General features: G+C 58.1%; 17 protein-coding genes. 1 reads left to right on the forward strand and 16 read right to left on the reverse strand.

Going from position 1 to position 14,247, the window contains the following annotated elements:
• Window positions 1-149: 149 nt before the first annotated feature.
• The 12 genes from ACYZUC_RS03185 to ACYZUC_RS03240 all read right to left on the reverse strand — a co-directional run bounded on the left by ACYZUC_RS03185 (window position 150) and on the right by ACYZUC_RS03240 (window position 9,719).
• A complete protein-coding gene (locus tag ACYZUC_RS03185) occupies window positions 150-881 on the reverse strand; it encodes a TIGR03747 family integrating conjugative element membrane protein (RefSeq protein WP_461993476.1) in 732 nt (243 codons plus the stop codon).
• A gap of 88 nt (window positions 882-969) precedes the next feature.
• Window positions 970-3,075 (reverse strand): type IV conjugative transfer system coupling protein TraD, encoded by a 2,106-nt coding sequence (gene traD, locus ACYZUC_RS03190; RefSeq protein WP_461993478.1) that lies wholly within the window; start codon window positions 3,073-3,075, stop codon window positions 970-972.
• 9 nt (window positions 3,076-3,084) lie between these two features.
• The gene (locus ACYZUC_RS03195; protein WP_461993479.1) at window positions 3,085-3,600 is read right to left on the reverse strand and encodes an integrating conjugative element protein; all 516 of its coding nucleotides are present in this window, start codon (window positions 3,598-3,600) and stop codon (window positions 3,085-3,087) included.
• Window positions 3,597-4,145 carry a lysozyme family protein gene (locus ACYZUC_RS03200; RefSeq protein ID WP_461993481.1) on the reverse strand — a complete coding sequence of 183 codons (549 nt, stop codon included), beginning with the start codon at window positions 4,143-4,145 and terminating at the stop codon, window positions 3,597-3,599. Before ACYZUC_RS03200 ends, ACYZUC_RS03195 begins: the two co-directional genes overlap by 4 nt.
• Entirely contained in the window at window positions 4,127-4,846 is a 720-nt protein-coding gene (locus ACYZUC_RS03205; RefSeq protein ID WP_461993483.1) for a TIGR03759 family integrating conjugative element protein, read from the reverse strand. The genes ACYZUC_RS03200 and ACYZUC_RS03205 overlap by 19 nt, the downstream gene beginning before the upstream one ends.
• A gap of 9 nt (window positions 4,847-4,855) precedes the next feature.
• Window positions 4,856-5,527, reverse strand: coding sequence for a chemotaxis protein (locus ACYZUC_RS03210; protein ID WP_461993485.1), 672 nt, complete (start codon window positions 5,525-5,527; stop codon window positions 4,856-4,858).
• A complete protein-coding gene (gene pilL2 / locus ACYZUC_RS03215; protein WP_461993487.1) occupies window positions 5,524-6,066 on the reverse strand; it encodes a PFGI-1 class ICE element type IV pilus protein PilL2 in 543 nt (180 codons plus the stop codon). Before pilL2 ends, ACYZUC_RS03210 begins: the two co-directional genes overlap by 4 nt.
• Before the next feature lie 106 nt (window positions 6,067-6,172).
• Window positions 6,173-6,919, reverse strand: a complete 747-nt coding sequence (locus tag ACYZUC_RS03220; RefSeq protein WP_461993489.1) for a DUF5983 family protein — start codon at window positions 6,917-6,919, stop codon at window positions 6,173-6,175.
• Between the two features lie 52 nt (window positions 6,920-6,971).
• Complete coding sequence (gene radC, locus ACYZUC_RS03225) at window positions 6,972-7,466, reverse strand: RadC family protein (RefSeq protein WP_461993490.1); 495 nt, start codon at window positions 7,464-7,466, stop codon at window positions 6,972-6,974.
• A 100-nt stretch (window positions 7,467-7,566) separates the two neighbouring features.
• Complete coding sequence (locus tag ACYZUC_RS03230; protein WP_461993492.1) at window positions 7,567-7,824, reverse strand: hypothetical protein; 258 nt, start codon at window positions 7,822-7,824, stop codon at window positions 7,567-7,569.
• 71 nt (window positions 7,825-7,895) lie between these two features.
• A complete protein-coding gene (locus ACYZUC_RS03235; protein WP_461993494.1) occupies window positions 7,896-8,477 on the reverse strand; it encodes an STY4534 family ICE replication protein in 582 nt (193 codons plus the stop codon).
• A gap of 900 nt (window positions 8,478-9,377) precedes the next feature.
• Complete coding sequence (locus ACYZUC_RS03240; RefSeq protein WP_461993496.1) at window positions 9,378-9,719, reverse strand: helix-turn-helix domain-containing protein; 342 nt, start codon at window positions 9,717-9,719, stop codon at window positions 9,378-9,380.
• Between the two features lie 209 nt (window positions 9,720-9,928).
• Here ACYZUC_RS03240 and ACYZUC_RS03245 point away from each other — a divergent pair, with 209 nt between their 5' ends.
• Complete coding sequence (locus tag ACYZUC_RS03245) at window positions 9,929-10,186, forward strand: hypothetical protein (RefSeq protein WP_461993498.1); 258 nt, start codon at window positions 9,929-9,931, stop codon at window positions 10,184-10,186.
• Window positions 10,187-10,230: 44 nt separating this feature from the next.
• Here ACYZUC_RS03245 and ACYZUC_RS03250 read toward each other — a convergent pair whose 3' ends face one another.
• The 4 genes from ACYZUC_RS03250 to ACYZUC_RS03265 form a co-directional block, all read right to left on the reverse strand.
• Window positions 10,231-12,198 carry a DNA topoisomerase III gene (locus tag ACYZUC_RS03250; protein ID WP_461993500.1) on the reverse strand — a complete coding sequence of 656 codons (1,968 nt, stop codon included), beginning with the start codon at window positions 12,196-12,198 and terminating at the stop codon, window positions 10,231-10,233.
• A gap of 230 nt (window positions 12,199-12,428) precedes the next feature.
• A complete protein-coding gene (locus ACYZUC_RS03255; protein ID WP_461993502.1) occupies window positions 12,429-12,899 on the reverse strand; it encodes a single-stranded DNA-binding protein in 471 nt (156 codons plus the stop codon).
• Window positions 12,896-13,414, reverse strand: a complete 519-nt coding sequence (locus tag ACYZUC_RS03260; RefSeq protein ID WP_461993504.1) for a DUF3158 family protein — start codon at window positions 13,412-13,414, stop codon at window positions 12,896-12,898. Before ACYZUC_RS03260 ends, ACYZUC_RS03255 begins: the two co-directional genes overlap by 4 nt.
• On the reverse strand, window positions 13,411-14,166 hold the full coding sequence (locus ACYZUC_RS03265) for a PFL_4669 family integrating conjugative element protein (protein ID WP_461993506.1): 756 nt from the start codon (window positions 14,164-14,166) through the stop codon (window positions 13,411-13,413). Before ACYZUC_RS03265 ends, ACYZUC_RS03260 begins: the two co-directional genes overlap by 4 nt.
• Window positions 14,167-14,247: the final 81 nt, after the last annotated feature.

Consider the following 14,247-nt stretch of genomic DNA (forward strand, 5'->3'; position numbering starts at 1 on the left):
TGCAGAAGAAATACTGGGGAGACGCACGATTGCCTGCTTGGAAAAATCGCCGCCTGGGTATGACTTCAAGGGGCTTTTCGAGAAGACTGCGGCCGCCAAGCGCGCGTCATCATATCGACTGAAATAAAAAATCAGCACTTGTGTTGCACTTAGATATATTTTTTGAACGTCGCCGCCGTGATTGCCATGATCACCCCAAGCAACACGGAGCAAGGCAGGAATACCGCCATTGGACTGATCGAAAAGGGTAGAGATAGGTAGATGATCCAGGGCACGATCAGCAGTGGTATCACTGCGCGCTTGGCGCGGTGATAGACAAAACTGCTCTCACGCCCCGCGCCAAATTTGCGAAGATCACGGCGAACCAAGCCATCCACAAAACCAGTGAACATGGTCAACAGAAACAAGGGTGTGGCTAGGACCAGAATGGTCAGGCGCACCACGAAGGTGAAGGTGACATACACCGCCGCCAGCACGAAATCCTCAATGCTTATGTAGAGCTGATTGATCCAGCTCCAGAAGTCGTTGCCCTGGCTCGACACCCGCGCCTGCTGGGCAAAATCCGCAAAGCCGGTCTTGACCAACAACCACTGATTGAGAAAATCCAGCCACTGGACAATCGTCTGTCCAGGTTGTTGGATGATGAGTGAAGATTTGAAGTGCTCGCTGAGCCAACCCAATTCGCTACTCAACATGGCTTGGCTGTGTCGCCAACCCTGATCGCTCCAGAACAGTAGCAGGCCTGCGAACTCGATGAGGATCGAGAATAGCAACGAGGCGATCAGCAAACCGATGATGCGTAAAACCAAGCCAATCGCCGAGACGATTAATCCTGGGTGCTGGATAGGTTGTGGCGGCGTGTTTTGTGCGGAAGTCGTCATCGTTCACTCCATTGTGCGCCACAGGACTGATGTCGTTACGACGTCTCTTGAGTGTGTTCTTGCTGAATAGAAACCAGGTGGCGTAGGGCTACCCCGCCTGATCCAAATCGAAGTTAATTGTTGGGCCGCCACCGCCTGCACTCCACCATTGCCCCGCCTGCTCGTTGTAGGCCGCCCGCATCTGCTGAGTGAGTTCCTGCAGATCTTTGGGCATGGCATCGTCGTTGGAGGGTTTTGGCAACGGCATGCGCACTTTCCAGAGTTGTCCACCAGCCTGGAAGGAGAACATTTGCCCCTTTGGCAAACTGACGATGTGCGCGGGTTCGATCAGCGGCACACTGGTGCTGCTGACACGGTCCTGTGAGGACGAGGTGAAGTCCGTGTTGGCCTCAGGATCGGAAGTGTCGGTGGCACCCGACACCAGGGTCTTGGTCAGCACGTTAACCTTGGGCAACTGCTGGGTGAGCAGCTCCGCGGTGGCGGTTTCGCGCACCCGCAGCATCTGCAGGGTGTTGAAGTTGCCAATAACCTGGCCTGCTTTGGCGCGGTTGCCGATACGCGCTTCGATATCGCTGAGGGTCTGGGTGTAGGCCGTCACCTGGATGCCGGCACCGCCGCCCTTGTTGATCAGCGGAATGAACTCATCGCCCATCAACTCGTTGAACTCATCGGCGTGCAGGTTGATCGGCAACTTGTCACTGTTGTTACCCGATTGGGGCAGGCCATGGTCGATGCCGTGTTTGTAGATGTGTCCGGCGACCGAGACCAAATCGGCAAACATGGAGTTGCCCACAGCGGCTGCCACCTCGGCATCGGTCAGCGCATCCAGGCCGACGTAGACGATGCCGCGCTTACGGATGATCTGCATCCAATCGAAGATCGGTCGTGGGTCATTCAGATCGGTGTAGTTGGGGGCCAGTAACTGAGCGGTCTTGCCGGTGGTGAGTTTCTCCAGCAGCGGCAGTAGCGAGGCAACGATTTTGTCGAAGTAGGTGCGGTCGTACCGCACCGCCGAACGCAGTCCGTCCATTACCGGATCAAATACCCGTTTCGCCGCCAGGTATTGTTCGATGGCCACCACGCACTTTTCGCGTCCCACCATATGTCGAGGAATGTTCTTCTCGGTGAGCTTGCCTTCAAGCTGGACGATCACTTCCCACGCTTTCGGATCGGTTTTGGCGAAAAACTGCTGGGCGTATTCGATGAACAGCGCGTCGATGTTGACCACATGCCGCTGGATCTGCAGGTAGTCTGGACGCCGGCCCAACTCGATCAAAGCCCGGGCAATGATATTGACGAAGCGCCAGGCGAACTCACGGAAGGCCGCCGAGTTACCTTCACCGCTGAGCTGCCCAGCAATGCGTGACGCCACTTCCGAAATGCGGCCGAAACGTCCCACCGCGTTGTAGCGCGCGGAGATCTCCGGCCAGCCCAGATGGAAAACATAGAATTCCTTTTCCCGACCGGCCCGTTTGGCTTCGACGTACATCCGCTTGAGCAAGTCGGCATCGCCCTTCGGATCGAAGACGATGACCACCTCATGTTCGATGCGATGAATGTCCTGGGTGATGTACACCTCAGCGAGTCGCGTCTTGCCGACACGGGTAGTGCCGAGCACCAGGGTGTGTCCGACCCGTTCGCCCAGAGGCAGACTGACTTCCGTTTCGTCGGGCTCAACCCCATGCAGCAGCGGCGAGCCACCGACCGGGGGCAAAGGGCGCAACGGATTGAAGGCGCTGTCCCAGGCCGTGACACGCGCCAGTGTCGAGAGCGGAAACGGCGCATGTTCCAGGTGCCGTTCGAGTCCACGGGCCAGGCGGTAACGGGTCGGTTGCTCGACATAGTGAGCAACAGCCGGATCCTGGGTCTCGACCAAGCGCTGGGTGTGCAGGCGGGTCCAGCGAAAGCCGCGTCCCATGAACAACCGCTTACGACTCACCGGAATCTGTCGGCTGGTCAGTTCGTAGCGGGGCAGCCGACGGATATTGCGCCGATAGCGCAGCACCTCCCAGGCTTGTCGCAGGCGGATCAGGCCGAACAGGGCATAGGCCAGCGCTGCAACCAGACCGATCTCGGGTGACAGGGCCAGCGCCCAGGGTGAGTACACGCATAACACCGCGGCGGCGATGCAGATTGTTACGGTGTACAGCTCCACCGCTGGCCGGAGCTTGGATTCCATCGCATGCTCGGCCATGACCTGGACTCACTGTTCCAGTGAGCTGGCGGTGATCAAGACGGGGTAGTGCTCAATCCGCAGGCGGGTGGCGATGTCGTTGCCGTTGACCGGCAAGATGGTGATGCCCGGAGCAACTGCTCGAATCCGGGTCAAAGCTTCGGTATCGGCCACTTCGACGGCGAGGCCAGCCGCGTCCATTTCCTGCAGTTTAGCCGCGCGTTGATGCAACCAAGCCAGTGAGTGGGGATCCTCACCGATCAAGAAAAATGGCCGCATACCCGGCATGCTCAGGGCGCGAGAGGTGATCTGGCCGGGGCTCAAGTGAGAGCTGTGGACGGGCAATATCCAGGCTTCATTGGCAAACTTAGACAAGTCCGCATGCATGGCCCGATCAGGCTGGGTCCTGTTGTTTATCGGCGACCTGGCAGCTTGAAAATGGTGTCGGGTGAAGTCGCAAGACTGATTCCTGGCTACGGTCAATTGCGGCTGGGTAAAAGGTGCCAAGAGTAGGATGCAATAACAGGCAAGAGGTATTCGCTTCATGGTGGTGTGCCCTGTTTGAAGGAAACCAGCAAGCGTTCGAGTTGCCGGGAAAAACCGGCGCGGTAACGCGCGGCCGGCGTTCCTCCTGCCGGGCGGTGATAGCGTCCGGCAGCTGACACCCAATCACCGGTAGCGGCGTGATGCTCCTGCAACAGCGCGGCGGTCACGGCGAGATTTCGGTAGGGATCAAGGGCTTCGCAGGGACTGGAAAAACGTTGCCCGTGATAACCCAGGTTGGTTTGCCCGAGTCCCGCATCGACCCGCTTAGCGTCATATCGGGCGAGCGCCTGAAGCAAAGCGTGACAGGTGGCCTGGCGAGTGGCGAAGCGGTAGGGGGTTCCGGCGATGTTCAGGGTCCAAGGCCAGGGCAGTAGTCGACCACGAACGTGGATACCACTCTCCTGCAGGGCAATTGCGAACAGCACCGTAGAAGGGATGTCCGCGTCATGCGCCGCCAATTGATAGGCAGGAGGCGGAAGTTCGTCAGCCTGGACGGCGAGTATCGTCAGCAGGAGCGCAATAGCACTCAGTCTAGGCGTTGCCATTGTCCATTCACCTGTTGAAATGTGGCAGGCAATGGCCCCGGGGCCCCCAGGCTGAACCAGCGACCACGGTCATGGTTTAGGGTGATCTGCCGGCGTTGAATCTTGGCCGGATCGATGTCCGCTTGCGTCGCCCAGCGACGGACGCGTTCATCCTCGCCTTGGCTGCCCACCAGGTAGATATCGAACGCCGAATCGCCGTTTTGCAGACGTTGCGCTTCGGCGATGCACGCAGGGCAGTGGTCCTCCACAAACAGAGCCTGGCGCGGCACGACCCATGAGCTGGCAGGGGACGGGGATGCCATGCCCTGGATCGGCAGCAGCCCGGGAAACAGCTTGGCCCATGCCGCGGTGTAAGCGTTTTGGTAGGCCAACTCGCGCTCGGCGCGTTTGGCTTCCAGCGCTACCTGTAGTTCGGCATAGCGCTGGCGCTCTTGGTCGGTCTGGGCCTCGACCCCGAGTGCGGTCAACGGATCGAGGTTCGGACTCCAGAAACCGCGCGGGCCGGCTTGGATCTGTTCGAAGCGCGTCCACTCCTGCTCCGTCAGACCCCAGCTCGCAGCCTGTTCAGAGTCAGAGCGCCCCAGCGGAGCGGACTGCGTGTCTTGGATCCGTGACTGTGTCGTGATGGGGTTACTCATCGCAGCACCTGTGGTCAGTAGCGAAATTAGACAGACGACGGCGGGCAGTGGCGCTCTGTTCATGATCGCTTCTCAAGGGAGGTGCACGGTCTGGTCTGGCTGAGCGGCCACCGCGAAGATGGCTGAGTTCGGCTCCAGCATTTTCAGGTGCCAGGCTCCGAACTCCTCGCCGCGATGCAGCAGCCGAACATCCATGAGAGCGTGACTGTCATGAGGTGCGACCGCCAGAAAGCGCTCACCCCCGCGGGACTCGACCCCCAACACTGAGAACGGTGGCGAGAGCGGGGCGGGCTTGGGGCGAGCGGTCTTTTTCGGTTTGGTCGCGGAAGGCGTCGGCGGTGGGGGCGATGGCTGGGTCCTTAGGCCCAGGAGTTGCTGCTCGACCTGTTCAATGCGTGCATGCAGCGCTGTCAGGTCTGCCAAGGTGGTGCGCGCTGCCAGACCATCGCGCAGCTCCTGTATTTCTTGCGCCCACTGATCCAGCATCGGATCGAGGGTATTGGCTTGTTGCTCACTGGAGTCGACCATCTGCTTCAGGTCTTTCAGCGCGTACTGCAGTTTTTCCTGTGCATCCTTGAGGGCGTTTGAATCACGTTGCAGGGTGTCCAAAGTTTGTAGGTACTGAAGGTTCGTGCTCTGTAGATTGGCCATGCGCTGATATTGGTTGTACAAACCGCCACTCAGACCGGCAACCGCCAGGCAAAGCAGCCCAATGATGAGAGTTTGAAACGTCGAGGCTTTCATGGGCGTGCCTCCGACTGATGCGGCGAGACCGGTGTGATCAGCGTGACGCTGGCATTAGTTTTCTGCTGCTCGAAGCAGACCGAACGGCTGACCTCATCGGTTGTGAGTTGCCAGGCGGGGCCAGCCAGCACATGTAGCGCGCTGCGCAAAGGGATTGGACCAAGCCGGTAATGGGCCGCCGGCAGGGGCCGGGTAAACAGCACCTTCACCGACGTGGAAACTGGACAGAGCGAATAGCCCGAGCGCTGCAATACGTACTGCAACGCATCCTGCACCGAGGGACTCAGGCTGGACGGGATGCTCACGTCAATGATTTGAGCGAGAAGATCGCGTTGTTCCGTGGTGGGCTCGGTGCTGACCAGCGTATAGCGGCCATAGCGGAGTTCTGCCGGATGGTTTCCTTCGGCTGTACCCTTCGAGAGCTGGGCCCGATTGGAGCCACTGTCGATCTCTGGATGGGTCGGCAATGGGTTGGGGATTTGCGCGGTGCAGGCGCTCAACAAACCCAGCAGGCAGACAGGCGTGAATAAACGCTCCATGAAAAAAACCTCATGTCAGATTCAGTGCAGAACCTGACATGAGGTGAAGGAGCGATTCAGTGAGAAAGTTGATTCAAGATGGGTCGTGTTAACGCTGAGCACGTAGCTATTCATCAAAAATGGCTAGCCCATCCAAGACGGCAGCGTCGGGGTCGAAGATCAACAATCGCACATCCGCCAATGCCGCGAGGTACAGCACCTTAATCAACGCTACTGGCGTACGGGCATCGAGTTGCTCTTGCCTCAGCGATGAGTAAGGACGGCCCTCGATCTTCACCAGGTTATCGTCGGTCCAGGGCGTGCCGATCAGCTTACACCCGACGCCATTGCAGTCTGTCAGGGCAAAGGGTTCGAACAGCAGACCGGTTGGTCTGGAGTCGAAATTGCCAGCCCGGATTTCCAAGTAGCGCAATGCTTCTTCAGTGAGGTGTGCGGTACTGATCTCCCAGGCCCGACTGTAGTGTCCCGTTTCGAAGCTCAAGCGATGGACCATGGCTTGGGCTTCTTCCAAGGAGTACAGATCGCCAAGGTGATGCCGGTCGTTGAGCATTTCGCCAATCACGGCGTAGATTACTTGGCGCACTAGCCCGTTGGACTGACAGCGTTCATTCAACTCATCCGGAATGGATTGGCCTTCGCTGATCAAGGCGAAATCGTCATTGAACAGGCAAGGGGACAGTTGCAGCTCATTGTCGGGCAGATGGGCTTGTGCGTCGTGCACTGGTCGAAAGCAGGGAGGGCAGTCGTTTTCGTAGGTGATCAGTAGCAGCCGTTCGATATGCAGGGTGTCGTAACCGCGAGCAAATGGGTTTGAGGCCGTCAGCGGGGCTGGGGCTTGGTGTGTGGGATTCATGAGGGTTCTCCAGAATGAAAATGAACCAGGCGCCCGAAGGCGCCTGTGAGGGTTAAAGCCAGCCATGTTCGGCAAGGGAGAGAGGACGACCTTCACCCACGATGAAGTGATCCAGTGCGCGCACTTCGATCAAGGCCAAGGCCTCTTTCAACCGTGCGGTCAAGACGCGATCCGCCTGGCTGGGTTCCGTACAACCTGAGGGGTGGTTGTGAACAAAAATGGCGGCCGCAGCGTTATGCGCGAGGGAACGCTTAACGACTTGGCGGGGGTAAACGCTGGCCCCATCAATGCTGCCGTGAAAGAGGACTTCGAACGCCAGCACCCGGTGCTTGGCATCGAGAAAAATCACACCGAAGACTTCATGCTCTTGTTGCGCAAGATGCAGTTTTAGGTATGAGGCCACGACGTCAGGCGATGTTAGGTTAGGGCCGCGGGCGAACAGCCGACGATCCAGAATATGCAGCGCTTCGTCGATCAGCTGATTTTCTTGGACGATACGATCAGGCTCGAAATCCGAAGTCTCGATCAGTGTGAGTTGGGTGCTCATGGTGGTACCTCCGAAGGGAACAATCAGGGGTACACGCCCGAGGGGAGTGGTGTCCCCGAGGTGGGTGTGAAGTTGCGGGCGTTAGCCGATGCTGCGTCGTTTACAGCCGAGTGAATCGGTGGCGTTGACCGTGCAGGGGTGAATCACAGCCGTCGCAGGGCAGCGGGGAAAAGGCTTTTATTCCCCAGCCGGCTTCGGGATCAAAGTCGGCACTGATGGGCATCAACCGAATCAACCCACGTTGCATCGCGGCGATGCGTTCCTCGATTTCATCCGTCGTGTAGTAGAGCGATAACATGCTGTAGTCCTCGTAAGCCGCCGCGAACAGGCAGTCGTCGCAGAGCCAGAAGGATTCCATGTTGGTTCTCCTGTGCTGATTGAAGAAAAGGCGCTCGAGGGAGCGCCTTGATGAGAAAGATCGTGGACTGTTCAGGCGGACTGAACGGTACGGCTGGCATCACGGCGGGCCGTGCGTGGAGCAGGTGGAGATTCAGGTTCGACCCGAGCCTCTGTTGGGTTTTCGGTCTCCTCAGCTTCGGCATCAGCCGACGTTGGGGATGGCTCACTGTTTGGCGCTTGCTCAGCAGGTGCTGTTGCTTCCTGCCTGGCGGGCGCTTTGTACTCGAATGTGCCGTTGACCTTGATCCAGTCGATGAACAGCAAACGACCTTTCAGGCTGGCGCCTGGTTGACCTTGTTTATCGCCTTTCTCGTAGAGAAATGGATCGATCCACAGGTCGCCGATACGGAACGACAGCAAGACCTTTTTCTCGGCTTTGACGGCGTCCATATAGAGACGAATCAAGCGTTCAGCTTCGCCCCCAGCGACTTTGCAGTCGAAGCGGGTGTATTCCACCGCATCGGTGGCACCGTGCAGGGCTGCGATATCGCAGGCCATGAATGGCTGGCCGCGGCGGACTTGTACTTCACGAACACGGTTGAGGTAGCCGATACCGACGGTGTGCAGATTGAAGTAAGTGGTCGCTTCTTGGGAGTGGTTGGCGTGGGTCATGGTGGTTCTCCTGTTTCAAGGGAAAACGGCGACGCACAATCCCTGATGGGGAAGTGAGCCCCCGTCAGGGTGGGTAAGGTGAAGGCGAGCGATGAACTACTCGACACCGGTAAGCTGATGACGATCAGAACGATGCGTCTGGAGGAATAATGGTGCAGCAGAGGAAGTCTGCGGTGGTAATTCGCAGGCATAGGGTAGTGGGCATTCATCACCGCTGTAGCGGTAACCGCGCGAGCTTCCGAACGCTGATCGCACTTGAGTAAACCACCACGAACGTGGCGTAGCCTTGAAGGTTCTGGCTACCTGGGCTGGGCTGTCAACGACAGCGAACCACGCCCTTTGTATAAGCCTGTCACAGGGGCGCGTCAAGGCGCTGCCACCCGATTTTTTATGGCCGGAATATAGTGGCAGTCACTGGACTGAAGAAAGTGAAGAGCGGGCCTGGCGGGGTGCCAGGCGAGGAAGAGAAAAGCCACCTTTGGCGGTCCTACGCAGTCGACAAGCGCCTCGCAAAACTTGGTTTAACTGCGCCATGATTCGCCAACCGACCCTTGTTGTGGCCTGGGTCGGAACATGCTGGCACGCATCCGCGCACAAAGGGTGCCCAGTGTTTCCCCGGTGGGCTCCGGGACTGAATACGATTGCCGAGGCGGATGACCACTGTTGCCCTAGAGGCAACAGTGGTCATCCGCCAGCGTGATCAGGTCGAGCATACAACGGGAATGAAATTCCGTAGAAGATAAGGCTCCGAACTCAAGGAGTCCGACCGAGCTACCCGGAGCAAATCGGTCTTGGGTCGCCGTTGGCGATGATCCTGAAGCACTACAGCAGAGAGGGTGCGACGACGTCAAGGCAGAGGGCGTCCTTAGAGCTCTCTATAACGAATGCGAGTGAAAGAGGTTATTTACTGCCCAGATGAGCAGCCAACTGTTCGACGGTCGCCAGAATGAAGGCGCGGTCTTTTTCTTTCAGTCCACTCAGCAGACCGGCGATCATCTGGCCCTGATCATTAGGACGATTGCTCGACTCCGTCAGCAGTTCATCCATCCGGCAGTCGAAAATGTCCGCCAGTTGCATCAACTTGACCACGGAAAGCTCCACCACACCCCGCTCCAGGCGCGAAATAGCTTCGCTGCCAATCCCCAAGCGTTCAGCCACCTCTTCCTGGGTCAGATTACGTTCGGTCCGGTGCTTCGCGATCATGCGCCCGATTTGGGCCTGGGTTGGATGTTTATGTGCCAAGTGATGAGTTCTCCAATTCAACCCGAATGGTTGAGCAAAGACCCATTGACATGAACATCCTTAACGGTCGAGTATCGACTTGTAAGGTTGATATATTGACTGAAATAGCTGTGTACCGCGACGTGACTTCTATTCCTCCAGGAATCGGAGCCCGAAGTGACCAGTGAGAATGAGCGGTCTGACAGGGCCAAACGGAGGAAAGGTTGAGCATGGAAGAGCAGAGCGAGAACGTCATGGATCTGATCTGGGATCGAACACTGGAGCTGTTCATCAAGATCCATGATTGTCCGGATAACCCCGAACACTTCGACAGCCTTGTTCATTGGCTCAACGAAAATCCTGCTCACCTGAAAGCGTTCAACGAACTAGGGCAGATATGGATTTCGACAGGCATCGCCTTGGCCCGTGAAATCGGACAACCGCTAAGCGACTTGGAGAGGGATCAGTCGCCGTTTATGATGCACTGACCAGTACATCGTCTCCAATATTCATGTTGATCTTCAATGGCGCGTCATGGGCGACGCGTATCTTTTCTGATGGACACAGTGCCTTTGCAGTCTGGGTAGTGGGAGCACGACCAGAACGGCCCTGATTTCCCCTTTCGTCTGAGTGTTGAGGCGTTGCAAATGGGGCAGGCCGGGCCGGCTTCGACCGGTACTGCCAAGGTGAGCGCTCCGCAGTGTTCGACCAACTGCGCAATCCAGTGCGCCTGCTTGGCGACGAATGTATCCAGGGACAGGCGTCCCGCTTCGATCTCGTCCAGGGCCTGTTCCCAGATCGCGGTCATACCTGGATCTGCGATTGCAGCGGGAACCGCCTCAATCAGGGTATGGGCCGCAGCGGAGGCCATTAAGGTGCGTTTTTTCTTCAGCAAATATCCGCGATCAATCAACCCCTTGATGATGCCGGCTCGTGTGGCTTCGGTACCAATTCCGGTGGTGTCTCGCAGTTTCTGTTTCAGGCGTGGGTCGTTGACCAGCTTGGCCACGTTTTTCATCGCCTTGATCAGATCGCCCTCGGTGAGAGGTTTGGGAGCGGCAGTGCGCATGGACTTGAGTTCGACGTCGTCCACTGCGCACTGAGTACCCTGTTGCAAGACGGGTAAGACTTGGGACTTTTGACTGGGCTCATCCTCCTCGGCGTTTTCGGAGAGCAAGCCTTTCCAGCCCTGGACCAGGATCTGTTTGCCAACAGCGGTCAATCGTTCTTCGCCACACTCCAGTTCGAGCTGTGATCGATCAAACTCATGGTGCGGAAGAAATTGCGCGAGGTAGTGGCTACGAATCAGTTCGTAGACTTGGCGTTCTTGTTCGGACATCCGCGCCAGGTTCGCCGGCTCGGTGGTGGGAATGATGCCGTGGTGTGCGGTGACCTTGGCATCGTTCCACGCACGGGAGTGCAATGATCGATCGAGTCCTCCCAGTGCGGGCCGCAGTGCGGGATCCGTTTTGAGCAGGGCATCGAATACCGCGGGTACCTCGTCGAACATACTCTCTGGCAAATAGCGGCAATCGCTGCGCGGGTAGGTGTTGGCTTTGTGGGTTTCATACAGGGCTTGGGCGATGTTCAGGGTTTCCTGAACGCCGAGACCCAGCTTGCGCGAGCAGACTTCCTGCAATGTGCTCAGGTCGAAGGGCAGGGGTGGCGCTTCGCGGAAATGCTCAGTCTGCAGCGAGAGCACTGTGGCGGTCTTTCCGCTAGAGATCGCTTGGACCGCCTGACGGGCAATCGCCTGTTGCAGGCAACGACCGGCTTCATCTTGTCCAGAGCTGGGTGGTAACCACGATGCGATGAATGGTTGCCCCATTGAGGACAGGTGCACATCCACGTCCCAGTAGGGTACCGAGACGAAGCTGGCAATCGCGCGATCCCGATCGACTACCAGACGTAAAGTGGGTGTCTGGACGCGTCCAACCGACAATACGCCGTCGTAGCCCGCCCGCCGTCCGAGGAGGGTAAACAAGCGACTGAGGTTCATGCCGATCAGCCAGTCGGCACGGCTGCGGGCCAGGGCTGAGTGATAGAGCGGGAAGGTCTCCTGACCAGACTTCAGCGAGGACAGTGCTTTGCGAATCGACGCCTCGTTGAGTGCGGATAACCAGAGGCGCTGAACGGGGCCTCGATACTTGCAGAGCTCCAGTAACTCGCGGGCAATCATTTCCCCTTCGCGATCGGCGTCGGTTGCGATGACGACGGTGGTAGCTTCGCTGAGCAGGTGTTTGATGATTTTGAACTGCGCGGCAGTCTTGGGTTTGACCTCAACCCTCCACTGCGCGGGAATGATCGGTAGATGATCCAACGACCAGGATTTGTACTGATCGCCATAGGCTTCAGGTGGGGCTGTCTCCAGCAGATGGCCGATACACCAGGTGACGGTTGTCTCGGGTCCGATCAGGCAGCCATCGCTGCGCCGGCTGGCTCCGAGAACCTTGGCGATGTCACGACCTTGGGAAGGTTTCTCGCAGAGGAAGAGGCGCATAGAACTGCTCCGGATTGAGTTCGGAGCAGCGTTGTTGGAAATAGCCGTTGCGAGATACGAGAAACCTGAATGGCAGGTTCCTCATATTAGTCGGTGAGGACGGGCATAAATGGTCCGAGGCCGCTAGCCGGTTGTAGCGTGGACGATAGTGTGGATCTTCACGAGCAGCGAGTAATAACAGGCCAGCAACTTCGCGCAAAGGCGCAATTTTGATGCCTGAAGTCAGTCCGTCAGTCCGACGGTGGCTGTCCTCTGCGCTTTCTGGGTTTCGACGCAGGTGAACTGGTTTGCTCTGTATTTTGCCCGACGTGTGTCGCAGATGCCGCCGGCTCACTGGATCGTTCCCGCATGACCACGCTTTGCACTCGGTGAGGCAGGATGCCGACTCGACGGGCCTCGATCTTGAAGGTCACCCGCGCATTGTCTTCGCTGTCCTCCCACTCATCGCGCACGGTGCGGCCTTCGACCAACACGCGCATGCCTTTCTGGTACAGCGTGCTCCAGTGTTCAGCCTCGCGGTGCCAGAGCTCAACCGGCGCCCAATAGCCGCCTCGATCTTCATAGCTGCCCTCGCGTGGCACGGGGTTGTCGAAGTACACATTCAGCCGTAGCAAACGCCGTGGCTCGTCATTGCCTGACGGGAATTCCTGGAACTCTGGCGCACTGCCGATATTGCCTTCGCCGACAAAAAAAGTACTCATCGTGATACCTCCACTGCGGTTGTGAGTTGGCGCAGTAACCGTTCGGCACTGGCCATTTTGATCGCGCAGGTGGTGGCCTGGCGGTAAAGCGAATGCACCACGCTCATCTGCAGGTTCAGTGCAATGCGGTTGCATTCGAAACGGTGCAATCCCTCGTGTACGGCCAGCGGCAGGACTTTGTTGCTCACCTGGCGTTCCCAGACCGCAACCCCCATGCGGGCGAAGTCACGGGTGCGCCAACGCAAAAAGCTGCTGCCAGCGCTGGTGTTCTGCAGCACCAATCGAATGTCCAGCAGTGAGTAAGGGGGCTGTCCGGCTTGCAGCACTACAGCCTCCATCAGGTGACATAACTGCGCCTCGATTTCCCTCGCCACCTGCGCCAGGTGCTCCAACTCCCCCTTACCCTTAAAGGGCTTTAAAAGGCCTTTTAGGGAGGCTGCGTGTTCGAACTGTCGATAGGCATCCGGTGTCAACGCTTCGAAGGGCATTGGTTGAGCCGGGATCATGGGATTCATGCTTCGTCCTCCGGCTCTTCCACTGAGGCAGATAGCTCTTGCGCGTCCACTGCCAACGCGTCAGTGTCATCCACCGCCACAGCACCACGACGAATGATTGGCGGCGCGAACTGGGAGCGGCGATGCCCCTCAAGGATGTCCATCGGGGGCAAACCCATTTTCTCGATGGCCGCAATGGCACGGGCGTTGTTCGCCGCCATGTCATCACGGGTGACGCCGGCATGCCGATAGCGCTGTGCCTGGCCGAACAGGCTGCGCAGCAGATGTGCACCGTCGTCGATCCAGGCTTCCATATCGATGCGGCCGATCAAAGCGGTGTGATGGGCCAATAGGGTCCGGCGCACCAGGGTGTCGTAGTCGGTCAGCAAGTAGACCGCCAGAAAGCCCAGCTGGCTGCCGATGTACAACGGCAAGGTGACGGGGTGGATGTTGAGGTTGTCGCTCATGTCGATCTGTGTCGGCAGGTCTTGCCTGATCCGATCCAGCTGTTGGGTCAGTTCCAGCATCCCCGCTTTGGCCTGCATCAGTTTTTCTTCGAGCTGCACGATGGCCCAATCGGCATAGGGGTCGTCCTGGGCCGCGGTTTGTTTGATCAGGTTGGTGACACTGATGTAGCCCGCCATGCCCATGATCGAGTGGACACCTTCGCGTGCGGTCCGACCTTGCCAGATACGGGCGGCGTGGTGAGTGTGCAGAGTCAGGGTGATGCTGCTGCGCAATGAACCCAGGTTGAGTTGATAGTGATCGGCCACGGTGTTGTCCTCGCATAAGCTTGGACGGGAACGTTGCGACAGATGAGGGTCAAGGGCAGCCAAAAAGCTGAATGCGGTCTG

The organism is Pseudomonas sp. GT1P32 (assembly GCF_054897805.1).